The following is a 20330-nucleotide window of genomic DNA, read 5'->3' as shown; positions in this document are numbered from 1 at the left end:
GTTTGCCGAGCAGCGCTGAGCAGTGAAGAGACAGGTGACATTCATGGCCGGCAACAGCCAGCGCAGGAACCGCCGTACCAGCAACAAGAAGGGCGCGACGGTCGGCAGCGGCGGTAAGCGGCGCCGCGGCCTCGAGGGCAAGGGGCCCACCCCGCCCGCCGAGGCGCGCAAGGGCCACGCCAAGCAGCGCATGGCCAACGCCCGCACCCGCCAGGCCGCCAAGCGCCCCGTCCCGCGGCGCGGCGGCAAGGGCTCGAACGAGCTGGTGGTGGGCCGTAACCCGGTGGTCGAGGCGCTGCGCGAGGGCGTTCCGGCGAACACGCTGTATGTGCAGCAGTTCATCGACAGCGACGACCGGGTGCGCGAGGCGCTGAAGTTCGCGGCCGACCGCGGCGGCATCCACCTCATGGAGGCGCCCAAGGCCGAGCTGGACCGGATGACGAACGGCCTGAACCACCAGGGCCTGGTGCTCCAGGTCCCGCCGTACGAGTACGCCCACCCCGAGGACCTGAGCGCGGCCGCCTTCGACGAGGGCGAGGACCCACTGATCGTCGCCCTCGACGGCGTCACGGATCCGCGCAACCTGGGCGCGGTGGTCCGCTCGGTGTCCGCTTTCGGTGGCCATGGCGTGGTCGTACCGGAGCGGCGCGCGGCCGGGATGACCGCGGGCGCCTGGAAGACCTCCGCGGGCACCGCCGCCCGCACCCCGGTCGCCCGCGCGACCAACCTCACCCGGACCCTGGAGGCCTACCAGAAGGCGGGCCTGACGGTGGTCGGGCTGGCGGCGGACGGCGATGTCGAGCTGCAGGACCTCGAGGTGCTGGACGGTCCGGTCGTGATCGTCGTCGGCAGCGAGGGCAAGGGGCTGTCGCGGCTGGTGGGCGAGACCTGCGATCTGCGGGTGCGGATTCCGATGCCGGGCGGCGCGGAGTCGCTGAACGCGGGCGTGGCGGCGGGCGTCGTCCTGTACGAGGCGGCACGCCGCCGGGGCTGAATTCTCTGGCGTGAGCGGTGTGCCGTCGGGCGTGAGGCGTGCGCCGACGGGCGCGGGCGGTGCGCCGCCGGGCGTGGGCAGGTCTGGCACGGGCATGGGCGGTGCGCCGTTGGGCGTGGGCGGGTCGGGTGCGGGCGTGGGCGGTGTGCTGCCGGGCGTGGGTAGGCCTGGCGCGGGCGTGGGCCGGGGCGTGGGTGTTGCGCCGGTCCGTCATGTGCCATCCGGCCGATGATCTTGACGGGCCTCGGACAGATCGGGACGTCCTCGGCAGTGTCTTTCCCGTCCGTCACTCGGTTAGTTGGACGTGGAGACCAGAAAAGCCCGCATGCCTTCGCCCCTGGCGGGACGCGCGGGGGGATTCGACGACGAACCACAGCTGACCATGGCCAAGGTGCCATGCGATCCGGCGCAGGTCGCCGTCAATGCCCCGAGCTTCCGGGTGCAGCTCAGCGTCCCGGTCGTCAGCAACACGCTGACGGACACGGCCCGGCTCACCCGCGTCCCGGCCCCCGGCCGGCGTCGGCCGCCCGTGGTGTGGAGCGGCCGCACCCGCCCCGGCGGGGACACCGCGGCGACCCGGCTGTTGCAGGCCGTGCGGTACTCCTCCGAGGGTCTGACCGACAGTCTGTCCGATGGCCTGAACGATGGTTTGGGCCGTTCCCGGCCGGGCGAGGGCGCCGAGGACGTGGGCGCCACGCAGGTGCTGCCGCGGATCGCCTTCGACGACGACACGGCGCCCACGGTCATCGGCCCGCGCAGCCCGCGTACGGAGAGCGTGCCCCGGCCGTCCGGCGGGCGGCGGCGTCCGGGCGCGAACGGCCCGGCCGAGCCGGGCGGACCGCGCGGAGCGGGCACGGCGGGCACGGCGAGCGCGGCGAGCGCGGTGGCCAGGGCGGCCGGGGCGGAGCGGCGCGGCGCGTCCTCCGGACGGCCGGGCGCCCACGACGGCGAGCGGGACGAGCCGCGGCGCGCCGCGGTTCCGCGCCCGCGCCGCCACTCCGAGTCCGTACGCCACGCCTACTACCCCGGGCGCCGGATGAACCTCGGCGTCGTCCTGCTCCCGCTGCGCATCTTCCTCGGCTTCATCTCCGTCTACGGCGGGATGGGCAAGCTCTCCGACCCCGTCTACTTCGACGGCGGCGAGCGCGGCTCGATGGTCACCTGGCTGCGCAGGCTGCACCCCTGGCCGATCGCCGAGCCGCTGCGCGACCTGGCGCTGGAGCATCCGGTGGGCGCCGGGCTGACCGTGGCGTTCCTGCAGATCGTGGTCGGGGTGCTCACCGTGCTCGGGCTGTGGCAGCGGCTGGCCGCCTCGTTCGGCGCGCTGCTGTCCGCCGCGCTGATCGTCACCGTGAGCTGGCGTACGGTGCCGGTCTACGACGCGCCCGACATCATCTACCTCGCCGCCTGGAGCCCGCTGATCATCGCGGGCGCGCCGGTCTACTCGGTGGACGGCCGCCTCGCCGGCGAGGCGTGGCGGCGGCTCGGCCCCCGGGCCGAACTGTGGGAGCTGCGGCGCCGGGTGCTGCGCCGCGGCGGCGTGATGGCGATGGTGGTCGCCGGGCTGACGCTGCTGGTGGGCTCGATGCTGGGCGCCGCCGTACGGTCCTCGGAGGTGGTGAAGGCGCCGGAGCCGAGCGATATGCCGACGAACAACCTGCCAGGCTCGCCGCTGCCCAGCAAGCCCGCGGAGAGCCCGCGCGGCGGGCAGCGCGGGACGGTGGGCACGGGCGGTGGTACGGCGGGCGCGCTGTCGCCGCGCGAGCGGGTGTCGCACCGCCCCGAGCCGTCCGCCTCGGACTCCTCGGCGTCGACATCCTCGTCCGGGGTGCCGAGCGCGACGGATTCGGCGTCCGGCAGGTCCGGTCGCCCCAGCGGCGCATCCCGGCCCCGTCCGGGCCTGGGGACGACCCCCCGTTCCCCGCGCCACCCCCTCGCCCCGACGGCGCCGGGCCCGTCCTCGCTGGGCGGCGCCGGCGGCGGCCTGTCGGGGGGCGGCCCGGAGGGCGGGCCCCCGGAGGACAACACGTACAACTACAGCGACCCGGCCGCCGAGGAAGCCGCCCTGGGCGGCCTCCTCGGCTGAGCACGACCCCGCTCCCGCGCCTGGGGCCCCACCGACGCCCGCGACGGCCGCGATGCCTGCGATGCCCGCCTGCCACGGCGCCCGAGCCTAGGCGCGGGCGGCGGGCCACGCGGCGGAACCGCACAGCGGTGTTTTCCCCTCCCCGCCCCTTCCCGCGCGGCAGGGCCCGGGGTCTGGGGCGGAGCCCCAGTTGTGGGAAGGGGCGGGGAGGGGAACAGCCCGCCGCAGGCGTCACGGTCCGCCGGGTGAGCGGACGGCGAACCGCCGGGTGGACGCTGAGCAGCGCCCAACCCTGCCGGCGCCGCACCGCCGCACCGCCGCGTATCCAGGGCTCAGCCGTGTGGCACAGGGGTCGTGTCGAAGGGGCCGTGGCCGTGGGGCGGAGGGCCCGCGGCCAGTTCCTTGGCGGCCTCGGTCAGGTCCTTGGCCGTGTCGATGGCCCGCCAATACGCGCCCTGGGGCAGTGGGAAGCCCGCCAGCCGACGTTCCCGCGCCAGGCGCGGGAACGTGGTGCGTTCGTGGTCGCCCCGGTCGGGCAGCAGCGCGGTGAAGGAGGCGGAGAAGACGTAGACGCCCGCGTTGATGAGGTACGGGGAGGGCGGCGACTCGATGAAGTCCAGGACGTGGCCGAACTCGTTGGTCTCCACCGCCCCCCACGGAATGCGCGGCCGGGCGAGGGCGAGCGTGGCGGTGGCGCCGCGCTCGTCATGGAAGTCCGCCATGTCGCGGAGCGAGAAGCGGGTCCAGATGTCGCCGTTGGTGGCGTACCAGGGCTGGTCGGGCTCCGGAAGCCTGGCGGCGGCGAACTTCAGGCCGCCGCCGCGCCCCAGTGGCTCCTTCTCGACGACGGTCCTCACCCGCAGCGGCAGTTCCGCCGCCTCGAGCCAGTCCTGGAGGACGGCGGCGAGGTGGCCGCAGGAGACCACGGCGTCGGTGACGCCCTCGGCGGCCAGCCAGGCCAGCTGGTGGCCGATGATCGGAGTCCCGGTGCCCGGGATCTCGACCATCGGCTTGGGTCGGTCGTCGGTGTACGGACGCAGCCGTGAGCCCTGGCCTCCGGCCAGGACGACGGCCTGTGTGGGGCGCGCGGTCTGGTGGTGATGCCCGGGCCTGCGCTCGTCGTCATCGCTCATGAACCGCACCATATGCGGTGCGGGGACCGCCACAGGCGGAGCCGGAGCGAGAACAAGGATGAGTAGGACAGGAAGAAGGACAGGAAGGATGAGATGGGCGGGAAGGGCCGGAAGAGCCCCGGCGGTACGGCGTGGGGCGCGGTCAGCGGTACGCCTGGGTGGTCCCGGACGCGAACGAGGTGTCGCAGACGGGCCGTGCGTACGCCTGGGCGCGGTTCACCCCGCCGTACTTGGCGACCGCGGCGCGGCCGAGCGCACGGGCGATGGAGGCGCAGTGCTTGGCGAGTGAGGGCCGTTCGGCCGTCGCCACCTGGAGGTGGGTGAGCGCCACGGAGGGGTTCTTCTCCTGGAGCTCGGCGAGCAGCCGGTCGCGCAGCAGCTCATGCGGGGCCCGGTGGGTGGCATGGGTGGACGCCCGGTCGGAGGAGGCGGTGAGGATCTGCGACTCGGCGCTCGGCGAGGCCCAGGGGACGCGGGTGACCGCGAGGGTGCCGGAGAGGACGAGCACGACGGGGAGGACGAGGGCGAGCGTTCTGCCGATGCGGCGGGCTGCGTGGTTCACGGGGTGGTTCCTCGCGGGTGGGTGGTACGGAGTGGGTGGTACGGAGTGGGTGGTGCGGAGTGGGTGGTGCGGAACTGCGGTACGCGGTGATCGTAGCGAGGAGCGACGATTTGGCGACATTCAGTCACCAGGCCGGGTGATGGAAACCCACTCTTGGCGTTCGGAGTGTTGACGCTCGGGGGCGAAATACGCGGAATGTCGGGGAATTTATCGACAACGCAACACCGCGACGCGCTCCCTGCCCACCCAACGCGACCCCACCCAACGGCACCCCACCCAACGCGACGGCGCCGCCCGTCCGCGGGAAGCGGACGAACGGCGCCGTCGGTACGAACTGACGGGCAAGCGGCCTCAGTCGCTGAGCCGCTCCCCGGACGAGGTCGAGAAGACGTGCGTCTCGCCCGGCCGCGGCACGACGTGCAGCTGCGCGCCCTTCTCCGGCACCTGGCGCCCGTTCACGCGGACGACCAGGTCCTTGACCTCGCCGCCGACCTCGGCGGTGCCGTAGACGTAGCCGTCGGCGCCGAGCTCCTCGACGACGTTGACGGTGACGGCGAGACCGGCCGGGGCGTCCTCGGACGCCTTGGTGAGGCCCTGGGCGGCGCCGCCGTTCTGCTCGACCACGTCGAAGTGCTCGGGCCGGACGCCCACGGTGACCGTACGGTCGCCGTTGTCGGACGCGACGCTCAGCGCCTCACGCGAGACCGGGACGACGCTGTTGCCGAACTTCACCCCGCCGTCGGTGATGGGCACCTCGACCAGGTTCATCGCGGGCGAGCCGATGAAGCCCGCGACGAAGAGGTTGTTCGGACGGTCGTACATGTTGCGCGGCGAGTCGACCTGCTGGAGCAGACCGTCCTTCAGCACCGCCACCCGGTCGCCCATGGTCATGGCCTCGACCTGGTCGTGGGTGACGTACACGGTCGTGATGCCCAGCCGCCGCTGCAGGCTGGCGATCTGGGTACGCGTCTGCACACGCAGCTTGGCGTCCAGGTTGGACAGCGGCTCGTCCATGAGGAACACCTGCGGCTCCCGGACGATCGCCCGGCCCATCGCGACACGCTGCCGCTGACCACCGGACAGCGCCTTCGGCTTGCGCTCGAGGTACTCGGTGAGGTCCAGGATCTTCGCCGCGTCCTCGACCTTCTGCCGGATCTCGGTCTTGTTCACGCCGGCGATCTTGAGCGCGAAGCCCATGTTCTGGGCGACGGACATGTGCGGGTACAGCGCGTAGTTCTGGAACACCATGGCGATGTCCCGGTCCTTCGGCGGCAGATGGGTGACATCGCGGTCCCCGATCCGGATGGCCCCGCCGTTGACGTCCTCCAGCCCCGCGAGCATCCGCAGGGAGGTCGACTTCCCGCAGCCGGAGGGGCCGACGAGTACGAGGAACTCGCCGTCCTCGATGGAGATGTCGAGCTGGTCGACAGCGGGCTTCTCGGTGCCCGGGTATACCCGGGTTGCCTTGTCGTACGTGACCGTGGCCATGGTGATCTGTCCCTTCACCGGCAGGAACGTGCCGGACGATCCGAGTAAAGGAGGGGTCTAGTCCACCGGAGGTGGATTGGCGTGACGCTATACCGGCGAGGGCGGCCATGTCTCTAGCCAGGACCCGGGAATTTTCGAACGGATCACGCCTCGGGGCCGGGTACACTGCAGGGGACGCCGACTTAGCTCAGCTGGTAGAGCACCGCTCTTGTAAAGCGAAGGTCGTCGGTTCGAACCCGACAGTCGGCTCTCGAAACCGCAGATCACCCATGTGACTCTGCGGTTTTTTCATTGCCACGGCGCCCCAGGGGGAGGTCCCCGGTGTCGCGGGCCGGTGTCGCGGCCAGGGGTGTGCCGGTCGGGGGTGTGCCGGTCGGGCGGCGAGGGCGGGTGGCGAGGGCGGGGGCGGGGCCCGTCCGGGCGCATGGATTGATCATGTTGGCCCTTGCAGCTTCCTGCATCCGCTGTTGCCGATCGGGATTCGATCCGTTGATATGGCCTGCACGCGGATATCAGGGGGAAGAAATGCATGAGCGTGAGTTCCGTGCCTTCGTATCCATCGCCGAGATCGGCCGCATGGACGAGGCAGCGAAGGCACTCGACTATTCACAGCCGGCCATCAGTTACCAGATCAAGTGTCTTGAACAAGCCTTGGGCGTGCGGCTTTTCAGGCGGGACTCCACCGGTACTCAGCTGACCAAGGCGGGGCGTGCGATTCTGCCGTCAGCGCGGGCCGTACTGGCGCTCATTGATGACATGAAGGACGCGTGTGCGGCGGCCTGAGGTGGCTTGTCACCGGAAGCGCGGCGGTGTACCCGGTGGGCCGGTCTCGGCCGGTACGGGGTGGATCGCACCCTTGCGCCGCGTCCGCGCCCGTGTATGGACGGCGCTGTCATCGGTGTAAAGCGCGTCACAGCCGGGGCGGTGCGGTCCGCTGCGAAATGCGTCGCGGGGTACGGTGAAACCCTAAGTGACCTGGGGTTTCGTAGTGTTGACCGGCAGTGGGCGAAGATAGCGGGCCGTGTCGGGGCGGCGTGGGCGCATAGCTGACAGCAAGCGGTCATCGGGCATCGCCGTGATTGCGCACCGTGCCCCTACCGCTGCGTTGCGCACCCGGAGCGCGATCGTCCGAGCTGTGTTTCCGGACAGATGTGCAACTTGATGTCAATCCCGTGGCCCGGATGCGGAGCGGGGTCGGTTTCCGCTCCTGACGTGGCCGATTTATCCGAACGTTATCAACTATGATGCGTTGACTGAGGTGCGGCCAGCGAACTAATCTCGCCGCCGCACGGCCTGGGGGGCGGCCTTCTGGAGAGAACGCACGCTGGTTAACGCGCACTTGAACGTACGTGAATGTACGGCGATGCAGGGGGGAGCGGGCAGTTCCGATGCCCGTGTCATTCGTGGATTAAAACGCTGGGGAAATCGTCGGGCGTCATGCGGCCGCAGCTCGGCCGTGCGGCCGCTCGGTGTTCATCGACGGGTACGCGGCAGGTCTGTCGTGTGCCAGTGGGGGAGTCATGTCAGAACTGTCGAATTCGAGTGGAAGATCCGACGGCGTAGAAGAGACGCTCAAGCAGGTATGTGAGCTCATCGAATCGGCGGTGACCCTGCATCGCAGCATTCCGCCACAGCCCTCGCCCATGGTGCTCGTCACCGATGGCGTGGCGGTCGCGCAGGCCGTCGGGCGTCTGCTGGCCGGTGCCAAGTACAGCGTCAGCGTGATCGTGCCGGGCGACCTGGAGCGGGCCAGGCCGATGCTCGCGATGATGGGGCGGTTCGCCGCGGTGGCCAAGTCCGGAGTCACCGTACGGCTGCTGTGCACCCCGCAGGTGCTCGCGGTCCCCCACGGCGTCCTCGCCGCGGTGCGCACCGGCCAGCTGGGCTTCGACGTCCGGGTCACCGACGCCGAACTGCACGGGACCGTCATCGTCGACGGCAAGGCGGCGTTCGGGCGTTCCGGACCCGAGCGCGACGGCCGTTACGCCACCGTCAACACCGACCTCGCCTCCGTGCGCGCGCTGTATCTGATGTTCGCCGGGGCCTGGGGCAGCGCGATGCCGGTGCACGAACATCTGCGGCTGGCCGAGCGGCTCCGCTCGGACTCCATGCGGGTGATCCTCGAGCGGCTCAGCGAGGGGCACACCGACGACGTCGCGGCCAAGAAGATCCAGATTTCGCTGCGCACCTACCGCCGCCATGTGGCGACGATCATGCGGGACGTGGGCGCGAGCTCCCGCTTCCAGGCGGGCGTGCGCGCGGTCGAGCTCGGGCTGCTCTCCGCGGCCGACCGCGAGCTGGTGGATTGAGCGAATTCACGGGGGTGAGGGCAATGAGGGTTCCCACGCCGGCGGGGGCCGGGGTCCAGCGACAGCACGATGACGACGACGGGGACGACGGGCCCCGGCACCCGGGGGACGACGGGCCCTCCGGTGGCTCCGAGGACGACGGGCGCCCCGCGGACGACATCACCGAGGAACTCCTCGCGGTCCGCGCGCTCATCGAGTCCACGGTGGTCAAACACCGCGACCGGCAGCTGCGGAACTCATGGGTCGCGGCCGTCGAGGCGGACGACAAGGAAGTGCACGCCGCCGCGCAGGACCTGCTGCGCACGGCCACGGAACGGGTGGACGTGGTGCTGGCGGCGGAGGCCGCGCATGTGCACGTGCTGCACGGCGCGCTCGACGGCTGGCTGCGGTCGGGCGGCGACACCGTGCGCACTCGGATGCTGTGCGCCCAGAACACCGTGGACTGGGGCTTCGTACAGCGGCATGTGGGGGACGAGAACGCCCTGGAGGTCCGGGTGGCGCGCATTCCGCTGCTCGCCGCCCTCATCGTGGACGGCCGGGCCGCGCTGGTGTGCGCGGACTCGGCCGCGGGCCGGCGCGCCTCCACCCTCCGCGACTCGGGCGTCATCGAGACGCTCCAGACGCTGTTCGACGGGATCTGGCGGACCGCGCTGTCGGTCAGCGAGCGCATCGAGCTGGGCGAGCGATCGCGCGGCGAACTGGTGCGGCCGATCCTGGAGCGGCTGCGGCTGGGGGCCACCGATGAGGTCGCGGCCCGCGAGTTGGCGGTCTCCGTTCGTACATACCGTCGCTATGTGGCCGAAATCATGGCGTTGCTGGGGGCCAACTCACGGTTTCAGGCGGGGGTACGGGCGGCGGAATTGGGCCTGCTGCCCATGACACCGTCCCAGGACCCGCCGAAGCCATGGTCATGATGAGGACCCGCCGAAGCCATGGTCATGATGGCCGGAAACGGCGAGCCGAGCGGGGCCTCCGGTGGCCGGAAACGCCGGTGATCGGCGAGGTCCCGCTCGGGTCTGGCAGCTTCCTGTAGCGCCCTTTGCGGAGGGTTCTCGGCGGTCGATACATATGGCGACGAGGGAATTCAGCCCCCGTGCCGCGGCGCGGGGGAGTTTCCCCGCCGGCGGCATTCAACCCCCGAGAACGCTGCCGGAGCGGAGGTTCGGCGACGGTTTCCAGCCCCACCGGACCTCCGCGAACTCTCGCGGGACACACGGCATCTCGCGGGACCTCGCGGGACTTCGCGGCACCCGCCGGGACTTCGCGGCACCCGCCAGGACCTCGCGGGTATCGCCGGTCCTCATACGCGCGGGAAGCGCGACTGCAGATCCCACACCACGGGGTTGTCACCGAGCCCCTCGTGCAGATCCGTGAGGTCGGCGATCAGATCGTGCAGGAAGTCGCGGGCCTCGCGGCGCAGCGCCGCGTGGTTGAAGGTCAGCGGCGCCTCCTCGGCCGGCGCCCAGTCGGCGGTGATGTCCACCCAGCCGAAGCGGCGCTCGAAGAGCAGCCGGTCGGTCGATTCGGTGAAGTCCAGCTCGGCGTGGACCGGGGTGGCCGAGCGGCTGCCGCGCGGGTCCCGGTCGAGCCGTTCCACGATGTCGCACAGCGCCCAGGAGAAGTCGAGCACCGGCACCCATCCCCAGGCTGTGGACAGCTCGCGGTCCGTCTCCGTATCGGCGAGGTAGACATCGCCGCAGAACAGGTCGTGCCGCAGGGTGTGCGGATCCGCGCGCCGGTAGTCGGTCTGTGGCGGGTCGGGGAAGCGGCGGGAGAGGGAGTAGCCCAGGTCGATCACGCGGTCGATGGTGTCATGGGGCGCGGGGCCGCCCGCCGGGCGGGCGGCCCCGCGCTCGCCGTTCGAGCGCGGCTCAGTGCCCGCGCGCGATCCACTCCTCGAGGTGCGGGGCCTCGTCCCCGACGGTCGTGGAGTCGCCGTGGCCGGTGCGGACCACCGTCTCCGGGGGCAGCGTCAGCAGCCGCTCCCGGATCGACTCGATGATCGTCGGGAAGGACGAGTACGAGCGCCCGGTGGCCCCCGGGCCGCCCTGGAACAGGGTGTCCCCGGAGAAGACCGTGGTCAGCGCCGGTGCGTACAGACAGACGGCGCCGGGGGAGTGGCCGGGGGTGTGCAGCACCCGCAGCCGCGTCCCGGCCACGGTAAGGACGTCACCGTCGGCCAGCGGCTTGTCCGGGGCGCGGTCCGGGTGGCGCATCCGCCACAGCACCTCGTCCTCCGGGTGCAGCAGGATCGGCGCGCCGGTGCGCTCGGCGAGCGCGGGGGCCGCGTCGATGTGGTCGTCGTGGCCGTGGGTGGAGATGATGCCGAGCAGCCGGCGGCCGCCGACGGCGTCCGCGATGGCGTCGGCGTCATGCGCGGCGTCGATCACGTACACCTCGTGGTCGTCGCCGATCAGCCACACGTTGTTGTCCACCTCCCAGGTGCCGCCGTCCAGCGAGAAGGTGCCGGAGGTGACGAGGTGGTCGACGCGTACGGGCGGAGGGGTCATCAGAACATCACCACCGAGCGGAGCACCTCGCCGCGGTGCATCTTGGCGAACGCCTCCTCGATGTCCTCGAGCCCGATCGTCTCGCTGACGAACGCGTCCAGGTCGAGGCGGCCCTGCTGGTAGAGGTCGATCAGCATGGGGAAGTCGCGGTCCGGCAGACAGTCCCCGTACCAGGAGGACTTGAGTGCCCCGCCGCGCCCGAAGACGTCCAGGAGCGGCAGCTCCAGCTTCATCTCGGGGGTGGGGACGCCGACCAGGACGACGGTGCCGGCCAGATCGCGGGCGTAGAACGCCTGCTTGTAGGTCTCGGGGCGGCCGACCGCCTCGATGACGACGTCGGCGCCGTTGCCGTCGGTCAGCTCGCGGACGGCCTCGACGACGTCGGCGCTCTTGCCGTTGAGGGTGTGGGTGGCGCCCAGCGAGCGGGCCCACTCCAGCTTCCGGTCGTCCACGTCCACCGCGATGATCTTCGCGGCCCCGGCCAGCCGCGCCCCGGCGACCGAGGCGGCGCCGACCCCGCCGCAGCCGATCACGGCGACGGAGTCACCGCGCTGGACGTTGCCGGTGTTGAGCGCGGCGCCGATGCCGGCCATCACCCCGCAGCCGAGCAGCCCGGCCGCGGCGGGCGAGGCCGAGGGGTCGACCTTGGTGCACTGCCCGGCGGCCACCAGCGTCTTCTCGGCGAACGCGCCGATGCCGAGCGCCGGGGTGAGCGCGGTGCCGTCGGTCAGGGTCATGGGCTGCTTCGCGTTGTGGGTGTTGAAGCAGTACCAGGGGCGGCCGCGGCGGCAGGCCCGGCACTCGTGGCAGACCGCGCGCCAGTTGAGGATCACGTAGTCCCCGGGGGCCACCTCCGTGACGCCCTCGCCGACGGACTCCACGATGCCCGCCGCCTCATGGCCGAGGAGGAAGGGGAACTCATCGTTGATCCCGCCCTCCCGATAGTGCAGATCGGTGTGGCAGACGCCGCACGCCTGGACCTTTACCACCGCTTCGCCGGGGCCGGCGTCCGGCACCACGATCGTCTCGATCCTGACCTGCTCGCCCTTGCCGGGGGCCACCACGCCGCGTACCTGTTGAGTCATGACAGCAGCGTAAGTGGCGACCAGCGGCTACGACAGGGATGACGAGGCCCGTCCGGAACGGGCCGCACCGGTCCCCCGGTGCGGCCCGTCATCGCTTCAGCGGACCGGTTACTTCACGTTGATCGCGGTCCAGGCGGCGGCGACCGCCTTGTACTCGGTGGAGTTGGCCCCGTAGAGGTCGGAGGCGGCGCTGAGGGTGCCGGTGCGGGCGCCCGCGTACTTGGTCGTCGAGGTCCAGTACGTGGTCAGGGCCCGGTACCAGATCTTGATGGCCTTGTCCCGGCCGATCCCGGTGACGGTCGAGCCGTCGTAGGTCGGGCTGTTGTAGCTCACGCCGTTGATCACCTTCGCGCCGCTGCCCTCGGACAGCAGGTAGAAGAAGTGGTTGGCGGGGCCGGAGGAGTAGTGGACGTCGATGTTGCCGAGCGTCGAGGACCAGTAGTCCTTGGACGCCCCGTCCTTGCTGGGCTTGTCCTGGTAGCGCAGCGGGGTGCCGTCGCCATTGATGTTGATCTTCTCGCCGATGAGGTAGTCACCGACGTCCGCGGAGTTGCCCGAGTAGAACTCCACCGCGGTGGCCATGATGTCGGAGGTGGCCTCGTTGAGACCGCCGGGCTCACCGGCGTAGTTGAGGTTCGCGGTGGCCGCGGTCACACCGTGGCTCATCTCGTGGCCGGCCACGTCCATCGCGGTCAGCGCGTTGGCGTTGCCCGAGCCGTCGCCGTACGTCATGCAGAAGCAGGAGTCCTGCCAGAAGGCGTTGACGTAGTTGTTGCCGTAGTGGACGCGGGAGTACGAGCCCACGCCGTTGTTCTTGATGCCGTTGCGGCCGAGGAACTCCTTGTAGAAGTCCCAGGTCTCGGCCGCGCCGTAGTGCGCGTCGACACCGGCGGTCTGGCGTCCGCCGCCCCATGTGTCGTCCGCGTCGGTGAACAGGGTGCCGGTTCCCGAGCTGCCCTGGTTCAGGTCGTACGTCTTGTGGTTGCCCCGGGTGGAGTCGGTGAGGCTGTAGGTGGAGCCGCTCTTGGTGGTGCCCAGGGGCACCGTGCCGCTGTACTTGCTGGTGCCGGTGCCGGTCTCGACGCCCTCCCACTGGGACAGCTTCTTGCCCGTGGTGGCGTCGGTGACGACGTGCAGCTCGCTCGGGGTGCCGTCGGCCTGCGTGCCGGTGACGACGGTCTCCCAGGCCAGGACGGGCGTGCCGGTGGCCGCCCAGACCACCTTCCGCGGCGACTTGGCCTTCTCGCCGGTGGTCGCCTTCGGCGCGGCCTTCAGCGCGGTGCCGGAGGCGGCCGAGGAGGCCACGGCGGCGTCGGTGCTCTTGACCGCTATCCGCGCGTCGGTGGCCTTGTTGACGGAGCGCGCGCCGCTGGTCTTCTCGTGGACGACCAGGTCGCCGCCGAGGACGGGCAGCCCCGCGTAGGTGCGCTCGTAGCGGGTGTGAACGGTTCCGTCCGCGTCCTTGATGACGTCGCGGACGAGGAGCTTCTCCTTGGCCCCGAGCCCGAGGGACTCGGCCTGCGCGGAGGCGTCGGCCTGGGCCGCCTTGATCGCGGTGGCGCGCTCGCCCGCGGTCAGCGGAAGCGCCGTGGCGCCCGCCTCGCGGGAGTGCTCCGGCTGGGCGCTGGCCTGGCCGGTCTGCACGCCGATGACGACCATGGCGGCGGAGGCGACGAGCGCCGCCACGCGGACGGTCTTCTTACGGGGGGAGGAAGCGATGGGTCTCACTCGGTCTCCTTGCCTTGGGGCCGCCGGGTCGCGGCCCTGTGTAGGGGGTACGGACGGCCATGGGTGGGCCGTCCGGTCGAGCAGGAGTGGTGCGAGTGGTGCACAGAGAGGTGCATGAGGGCCTTACCGCGGGGTCAGAAGACGTGCGGCGGGCCGACCAGAGATTGTCATTGAACGATCGGTTGGGATAGACGCGTAACAAGAATTTGACTCGACGTTATTCAAGTAGGGGCGAATTCGGTCAGCGAGGCATGAGGCAACAACGGCTGGTTGATGCCGACTTATGCCACTACGTCATGCCCCTGCCGCATCGGTGCCGCCGGCCGGGGCGGGGGCAGGGCCCGGCCGATCGCCCAGGTGACGAGCGCGGCGGGGCGATCGGCGGGCGCGGCGGGCGGGGTTGCCGTGCGTTGCTGTGTACGCGACGAGAAGGCGATCTGTGCGCGGGGCGCGGGCGCGGCCGCGTTTACCGGGGGCACGGCCCGGCGTCAGAACTCCAGCACCGCCGGTCCGGCGTCAGAACTCCAGCACCGCCCGGTAGCGCGCGCGTCCGTGGCGGACGTGGTCGAGCGCCTCGTCGATGCGCGCGACCGGGAACGTCTCGACGGCCGGGCGGATGCCGTGCCGCGCCGCGAAGTCCAGCATCCGCCGGTTCTCCTCCGCTGATCCCACGACGCCGCCGACGATCCGCTTCTCGCCCGGCAGCAGGCTCAACGGGTGGAAGCTGAACGGCCCGTGGGGAACGCCGACCACGGACAGCGTCCCCTCCGGGCGCAGCGCCGCGAGGTACGCGTCCCACGGCAGATCGGCCGAGACGGTCGAGAGGATGAAGTCGAACGAGCCCGTGGCCCGCTCCAGCCCCTCATCCGCGACGATGAACTCATGGGCGCCGAACCGCCGGGCGTCGTCCGCCTTCGCCGCCGTCGAGGAGATGGCGGTCACATGGCAGCCCCACTTGGCGAGGAACTGGATCGCGAGGTGGCCCAGGCCGCCCACGCCCACCACGGCGACCCGGTCCGTGGGCCGCACCCCGTTCCGGGCGATCGACGAGAAGACCGTGATCCCGGCGCACAGCAGCGGCGCCGCGTGCTCGGAGGCGAGCGTGTCGGGCAGCGGCTGGACATACCGCCAGTCACTCGCCCGCACCCGGGTGGCGAACGCGCCGCGGTCGCCGCGCAGCGCCGTGTCGTCCTTGTGCGGGCACAGATACTGTCGGCCGGTGAGGCACCACTCGCAGGTGAAGCACGCCCCGGCCACCGCGCCGATACCCACGCGCTGACCCACGGCCAGCCGCGTGCCGTCGACGGCGCCGCCCATGGCCTCGACCACACCGACCGCCTCATGCCCCGCGACCACCGGGTACCGGGACAAGCCGTACACGTCGTCCACCAGGCTGACATCGGTCTGGCAGACGCCGCAGTGCGTCACGGCGACGTCGACCTCCAGGGGGCCCAGGGGCTCCGGCTCGTACTCGAGCCGCTGTATGGGCCCACCGGCCCGCTCCACCGCGTACGCGCGCACGGACATGCGTCCCCACCTCATTTTCTAACTAACTAGTTGGTTGGTTTTTTGTACGCTACGCGCCCACGCCCAGCGCTGGCAACTAACCAGTTGGTAATCTGACCCCCGTGTCTCCCCGGAAAAGCGATGCCACCCGCCGCCGCCTGCTCGACGCGGCCACCGCCGACTTCGCCGCCCATGGCATCGCGGGCGCACGGGTCGACCGCATCGCGGCCGCCGCGGGTGTCAACAAGGCGCAGCTGTACGCCTACTTCGGGGACAAGCTCGGCCTCTTCGGCGCCGTCTTCCGCCTCCACGCCGACGCCGTCGTCGACGCCGTCCCGTTCACGGCCGACGACCTCCCCCAGTACGCCGTGCGGCTCTACGAGACCGCCGTCGAACGGCCGGAACTGATCCGCCTGGCCACCTGGGCCAAGCTCGAAGGAGTGGTCACCGACAACCTGGTCACCGGCAGCCTGGCGACCGGCAGCCTGGCGACTGACGACCTGGCGACCGAGTCATCCGCCGTCACCGTCAAACTCCAGGCGATCGCCGAGGCCCAGCGCGCCGGCCGTGTCACCGCCTCGATCGACCCCCAGGACGTCCTCGCGCTGGTCCTCGCCATGGCCCTGACCTGGTCCGCAGCCGGCCTCTCCGCCACCGCCGCCCCCGACGACCCGCCCAAGGCCCACACCCGCCGCAAGCGGGCCCTCTCCCAGGCGGTCTCGGGCGCCTTCGGTGCCGGACGGGAGCAGGGGTGACTTTCGCCGCGGACACGGCGAGGGCCGCCCCGGATGCGGGGCGGCCCTCGGTGGTGGTGCGCTGGTGGAACCTCAGACGCTGACGCCGAAGTCCTTGGCGATGCCCACCAGGCCGGAGGCGTAGCCCTGGCCCACGGCACGGAACTTCCACTCCGCGCCGTTGCGGTACAGCTCGCCGAAGACCATGGCGGTCTCGGTGGCCGCGTCCTCGCTCAGGTCGTAGCGGGCGATCTCGGTGCCGCCGGCCTGGTTGACGATGCGGATGAACGCGTTCCGCACCTGGCCGAAGTTCTGGCTACGGGACTCGGCTTCGTAGATCGAGACCGGGAAGACGATCTTCTCCACGTCGGCCGGCAGACCGGCCAGGTTGATGTTGATCTGCTCGTCGTCGCCCTCGCCCTGGCCGGTGACGTTGTCACCGGTGTGGACGATGGTCTGGTCCGGCGTGGACTTGTTGTTGAAGAACACGAAGTGCTGGTCGGAGTAGACCTTGCCGTTCGTGTTCACGGCGATGGCACTCGCGTCGAGGTCGAAGTCGGTGCCCGTGGTGGTGCGGACGTCCCAGCCGAGGCCGACCGTGACGGCGGTCAGGCCCGGTGCCTCCTTGGTGAGCGAGACGTTGCCGCCCTTGGACAGGCTTACAGCCATGGGGAGTCCCTTTCGTGGTCTCTATGGTCCGAGGCGACGGGCGAAGCCGTCGTCACCCTCCACAACGCCATGAACGCCCCGACAGGTTCCAGCTCTCTTTACTTTCTTTGCCAAACCCTGATGTCGGGGTACGACGAGATAACGAGATGACGCCGCCGGGGTCGGCAGGCGACCATGGGGGACATGCCCGCGCCCTATGTCATCCGAGGTTCGGTCTTCTTGCCGGAGGCCGAGTTGATGTGGCGTTTCTCGCGGTCCTCCGGGCCCGGCGGACAGCACGTCAACACCAGTGACAGCCAGGTCGAGCTGCGCTTCGACCTCGCCCGCACCGAAGCGCTGCCGTCCGTATGGAAGGAGCGCGCCCTGGAGCGGCTGGCGGGCCGGCTGGTGGACGGGGTGGTGACCGTACGGGCCTCCGAGCACCGTTCGCAGTGGCGCAACCGCGAGACGGCCGCCGTAAGGCTCGCGTCACTGCTCGCGGAGGCGACCGCGCCACCGCCCAAGCCGCGCCGCCCCACCCGGATCCCCCGGGGCATCAACGAGCGGCGGCTGCGTGAGAAGAAGCAGCGGAGCGAGACCAAGCGTGGGCGTACGGGGCGGGGCTGGACGTAGCCCCGGGCGGGGCTGGATGTGTTCCCGGGCGGCGCTGGACGTAGCCCCGGGTCGGGCCGGACGTAGCCCCGGGCCGAGCCGCCCGGTCCGCCCGGTCACCGTTCCCCGGCCGCCACCTCTTCGGCGCTCCTCACCCCGGCGCCCTCACCCCAGCGTCCGGTAGCGCCCCCTGAAGTACGTCAGCGGCCCGCCCTCCGCGGCCGGTGCCGCCGCGGCGAGCACCCGGGCCACCACCAGCGTGTGGTCCCCGGCCGTCACCCGCTGCTCGGTGCGGCACTCCAGCGTCGCCAGCGCGCCCACCGCGAGCGGCGCGTCCGTATGTTCGCCCCGCACCACGGACATGTCCTCGAACAGCAATCTGTCGCTGATGCGACCCTTCATGGCGAATCGTCCCGCGATGTGCCGCTGACCCTGCGACAGGACCGATACCGCCCAGTGGGGCTGTCGCTCCAGGAGCTCGTCCATCCGGGACCCGTTGCGAACGCTCACCATCACCAGCGGCGGGTCAAGTGACACTGACATGAACGCGGTGGCCGTCATGCCGACGTCCTCGCCGCGCGGCCCCTCCTCCGGGTCGTGCGCGGTCACCAGCACCACGCCCGCGGTGAACCGCGACAGCGCGATGCGGAACTCGTCCTCGCTCACCCCACCAGCATGGGGGACGGCGGGCTCGGCTGGGCTGGAAGGAGTCGTTGGGAGCACCCTTCGACGCTAACCGCCCCCGGCCGGTCCCCGCATCGGGCCCGGGGACCACTCAGGGTGTAGGTCGCGGGCCGTAGGCCCGGCGCCGAGCCGGAGGGTGTCCGGGCTTCCCGGGCGGCCGCCTTGCATGGCCAGGCGCCCTCGTTCCGGGATTTGCGATCACAAAAACTAGGAGCGCTCCCACCCGCGCTGTTGAAGAAGTGAACACGGTCTGTGACATGAGTCACAGCAGGCAGTAATTGTTGACCCTGTGTACCGAGTGGACAGCTCGCTGTGATTCAGTGGCCGTGGCAATGGGACGACAAGACGCCAGGAGTTTGCTGTCGAGGTCTCGGGGGAGTGCGATCGATGGAGACCGAGTCGGAGCCGTACATCCGCCTTACGACACTGCGGCAGCTGCACCAGGTGGTCGCCGATCTGAACACCGCACGCAGCCTCGCCGACACGCTTCAGGCCGTCGCCGACGGTGTCATCGCCGGGCTCGGCTTCGAGTTGTCGGCCGTCAACCTCGTCCGCCCCGACGGGGACCTCGTCGTCGCCGCGGTCGGTGGCAGCGCCGGGGCCGAGGCGCTGATGGCCGGGCGGGTCGGCTCCCGCTGCTCCTGGGAGCGACGGCTGTCCATGGGTGAGCGCTGGGGCGATCTGCGCTTCATCCCGTACAGCGAGGGCTGGGTCCTCGACGACGACGACGTCCCGCAGTGGCACACCACAGGACCCGCGCCCCGCTTCCCCGACGAATGGCATCCGATGGACCGCCTGTTCGCGCCGCTCCACGCGGCGGGCGCCTCCGGCGGTGAGCTCATAGGCGTCCTGTCCGTCGACAAACCGCGCAACGGCCGCCACCCCGGTGCCTGGGGCCGCGAGGCCCTCCAGATGTACGCCTTCCATGCCGCCGTCGCGATCGGCAACGCCCGGCTGCGCGGCAATATGCAGCGCGCCCTGCTGCGCCTGGAGCGCGAACAGCAGGCGCTGCGCGCCAGCGAGGAGTCCTTCCGGCAGGCGTTCGAGTACGCGCCCAGCGGCATGGCCATCGCCGAGATGGGCGGCGATCAGCACGGCCGGCTGCTGCGGGCCAACGACGCCCTGTGCCGACTGCTGGGCCGCCCGGCCTCCACGATGCGCCGCTTCTCCTTCTCCGACCTGGTCCACCCCGAGGACATCGGCACCCTGCTGCGCACCTCCGCCGAGGGCGGCCGCGCCGAGCTGCGGCTGGCCCGCCGCGACGGTTCATACGTCTGGGTCTCGCTGCGCAACTCGGTGGTGGCCGACGCCGCCGACGGCCCGCGCTTCCTGCTCACCCATGTCGAGGACATCGAGGAGCGCAAGCGCCATGAGCTGCAGCTCGCCCACCGCGCCAGCCATGACTCCCTGACCGGCCTGCCCAACAGCGCCGAGCTGCGCGCCCGGCTGGCCGCCCGGCTGTGCGCCACCCCGCCCCGGCCGGGCGGGGGGTACGAGGGCGGGGGCGCGTCGGACGGCGGTGTCGCGGGCTCCGGCGGGGTCTATGTGGACGCGGCGGGGCATTTGCACGGTTTCGACGATTTCGAGTTCTTCGGCACCCCGCCCCCGGTCGAGACCGCCCCGTTCGACGGCCATGTGCATACCGTCCCGCCCAACGAGGACTCCGACATCGACGACGGCCACAAGGGCCTCGCGGTGCTCTTCTGCGACCTCGACGGCTTCAAGTCCATCAACGACCGGTTCGGGCACCACGCGGGCGACGCCGTACTCATCGAGGTCGCCCGCCGGCTGACCAACGGAGTGCGGGAAGGGGACACGGTCGCCCGCCTCGGCGGTGACGAGTTCGTCGTCCTCGCCGACGGCCTCGGCCGGGCCGACGCGGCTGACCTGGCGGTACGGCTGCGCAACGCGATCATTCCGCCCATCCGGGTGGACGGCCGGGCCGTCCGGGTCGGCGCCAGCTTCGGCATTGGCTGGGCGGGCTGCGGAATGTCGGCCGAAGAAGTGCTGCACTCCGCTGACCAGCGGATGTACATCGAGAAGCGGTCCCGCTCCAAGGAGCGCCGCCGGGCTGGATGAGGTAGGGGGGCGGTCGGTCGCGGTAGGCTGCGCCGATGCGGCCCTGCCGCCGACAGTGAACCGATCGTGAATATTGGCCATCCGGACAGCACACGCCCTGTTGAGGCCCTCTCGACCCTGATATGAGCTGTCGTGGCGCGTTCTGATCCTGCGCCGATGGCCATATGCATAG

18 protein-coding genes and 1 tRNA gene are annotated in these 20330 nt (G+C 71.1%); 9 read left to right on the top strand and 10 right to left on the bottom strand.

All coding sequences use genetic code 11. The features are described from left to right. Positions 1–43: 43 nt before the first annotated feature. A complete protein-coding gene (rlmB, locus tag JK364_RS19920) occupies positions 44–994 on the top strand; it encodes a 23S rRNA (guanosine(2251)-2'-O)-methyltransferase RlmB (protein WP_201852454.1) in 951 nt (316 codons plus the stop codon). Between the two features lie 325 nt (positions 995–1319). Then, positions 1320–3080 carry a DoxX family protein gene (locus JK364_RS19915; protein ID WP_201852453.1) on the top strand — a complete coding sequence of 587 codons (1761 nt, stop codon included), beginning with the start codon at positions 1320–1322 and terminating at the stop codon, positions 3078–3080. A gap of 332 nt (positions 3081–3412) precedes the next feature. Here the strand turns inward: JK364_RS19915 and JK364_RS19910 are convergent, their stop codons facing one another. The 3 genes from JK364_RS19910 to JK364_RS19900 form a co-directional block, all read right to left on the bottom strand. After that, a complete protein-coding gene (locus tag JK364_RS19910) occupies positions 3413–4213 on the bottom strand; it encodes a nucleotidyltransferase family protein (RefSeq protein ID WP_201852452.1) in 801 nt (266 codons plus the stop codon). Between the two features lie 142 nt (positions 4214–4355). After that, positions 4356–4775 carry a hypothetical protein gene (locus JK364_RS19905; RefSeq protein WP_037961470.1) on the bottom strand — a complete coding sequence of 140 codons (420 nt, stop codon included), beginning with the start codon at positions 4773–4775 and terminating at the stop codon, positions 4356–4358. Positions 4776–5126: 351 nt separating this feature from the next. After that, entirely contained in the window at positions 5127–6263 is a 1137-nt protein-coding gene (locus tag JK364_RS19900; protein WP_201852592.1) for an ABC transporter ATP-binding protein, read from the bottom strand. A gap of 176 nt (positions 6264–6439) precedes the next feature. Between JK364_RS19900 and JK364_RS19895 the strand changes: the two genes are divergently transcribed. The 4 genes from JK364_RS19895 (at position 6440) to JK364_RS19880 (ending at position 9486) form a co-directional block, all read left to right on the top strand. Next, positions 6440–6512, top strand: a tRNA-Thr gene (locus JK364_RS19895). Between the two features lie 276 nt (positions 6513–6788). After that, entirely contained in the window at positions 6789–7046 is a 258-nt protein-coding gene (locus JK364_RS19890) for a LysR family transcriptional regulator (protein WP_201852451.1), read from the top strand. A gap of 821 nt (positions 7047–7867) precedes the next feature. Next, entirely contained in the window at positions 7868–8572 is a 705-nt protein-coding gene (locus JK364_RS19885) for a helix-turn-helix transcriptional regulator (RefSeq protein ID WP_201852450.1), read from the top strand. Positions 8573–8595: 23 nt separating this feature from the next. Next, entirely contained in the window at positions 8596–9486 is an 891-nt protein-coding gene (locus JK364_RS19880; RefSeq protein ID WP_230992207.1) for a LuxR family transcriptional regulator, read from the top strand. A gap of 386 nt (positions 9487–9872) precedes the next feature. On the opposite strand, the gene JK364_RS19875 is transcribed toward JK364_RS19880, so the two are convergent. The 5 genes from JK364_RS19875 to JK364_RS19855 form a co-directional block, all read right to left on the bottom strand. After that, positions 9873–10370: a hypothetical protein gene (locus JK364_RS19875; RefSeq protein ID WP_201852449.1), complete on the bottom strand. Its 498-nt coding sequence runs from the start codon at positions 10368–10370 to the stop codon at positions 9873–9875. A gap of 73 nt (positions 10371–10443) precedes the next feature. After that, on the bottom strand, positions 10444–11082 hold the full coding sequence (locus JK364_RS19870) for an MBL fold metallo-hydrolase (RefSeq protein ID WP_201852448.1): 639 nt from the start codon (positions 11080–11082) through the stop codon (positions 10444–10446). Further along, positions 11082–12167, bottom strand: a complete 1086-nt coding sequence (locus tag JK364_RS19865; protein WP_201852447.1) for an S-(hydroxymethyl)mycothiol dehydrogenase — start codon at positions 12165–12167, stop codon at positions 11082–11084. Before JK364_RS19865 ends, JK364_RS19870 begins: the two co-directional genes overlap by 1 nt. Before the next feature lie 108 nt (positions 12168–12275). Then, complete coding sequence (locus JK364_RS19860; protein WP_201852446.1) at positions 12276–13895, bottom strand: M4 family metallopeptidase; 1620 nt, start codon at positions 13893–13895, stop codon at positions 12276–12278. Positions 13896–14411: 516 nt separating this feature from the next. Further along, complete coding sequence (locus tag JK364_RS19855; protein WP_201852445.1) at positions 14412–15422, bottom strand: NAD(P)-dependent alcohol dehydrogenase; 1011 nt, start codon at positions 15420–15422, stop codon at positions 14412–14414. Positions 15423–15523: 101 nt separating this feature from the next. Here JK364_RS19855 and JK364_RS19850 point away from each other — a divergent pair, with 101 nt between their 5' ends. After that, positions 15524–16156 carry a TetR/AcrR family transcriptional regulator gene (locus JK364_RS19850; RefSeq protein ID WP_201852444.1) on the top strand — a complete coding sequence of 211 codons (633 nt, stop codon included), beginning with the start codon at positions 15524–15526 and terminating at the stop codon, positions 16154–16156. 72 nt (positions 16157–16228) lie between these two features. Here JK364_RS19850 and JK364_RS19845 read toward each other — a convergent pair whose 3' ends face one another. Continuing rightward, positions 16229–16804 carry a TerD family protein gene (locus JK364_RS19845; protein WP_201852443.1) on the bottom strand — a complete coding sequence of 192 codons (576 nt, stop codon included), beginning with the start codon at positions 16802–16804 and terminating at the stop codon, positions 16229–16231. A 174-nt stretch (positions 16805–16978) separates the two neighbouring features. Here JK364_RS19845 and arfB point away from each other — a divergent pair, with 174 nt between their 5' ends. After that, the gene (arfB, locus tag JK364_RS19840) at positions 16979–17416 is read left to right on the top strand and encodes an alternative ribosome rescue aminoacyl-tRNA hydrolase ArfB (RefSeq protein WP_372461964.1); all 438 of its coding nucleotides are present in this window, start codon (positions 16979–16981) and stop codon (positions 17414–17416) included. A 144-nt stretch (positions 17417–17560) separates the two neighbouring features. On the opposite strand, the gene JK364_RS19835 is transcribed toward arfB, so the two are convergent. Continuing rightward, positions 17561–18118, bottom strand: coding sequence for a flavin reductase family protein (locus JK364_RS19835; RefSeq protein WP_201852441.1), 558 nt, complete (start codon positions 18116–18118; stop codon positions 17561–17563). A 348-nt stretch (positions 18119–18466) separates the two neighbouring features. On the opposite strand from JK364_RS19835, the gene cdgB reads away from it, so the two are divergent. After that, positions 18467–20158, top strand: a complete 1692-nt coding sequence (cdgB, locus tag JK364_RS19830) for a diguanylate cyclase CdgB (protein WP_201852440.1) — start codon at positions 18467–18469, stop codon at positions 20156–20158. Positions 20159–20330: the final 172 nt, after the last annotated feature.

Source organism: Streptomyces endocoffeicus, assembly GCF_016741935.1.
Taxonomy (GTDB): domain Bacteria; phylum Actinomycetota; class Actinomycetes; order Streptomycetales; family Streptomycetaceae; genus Streptomyces; species Streptomyces endocoffeicus.
This window is presented reverse-complemented; position numbering and strand designations above follow the sequence as displayed.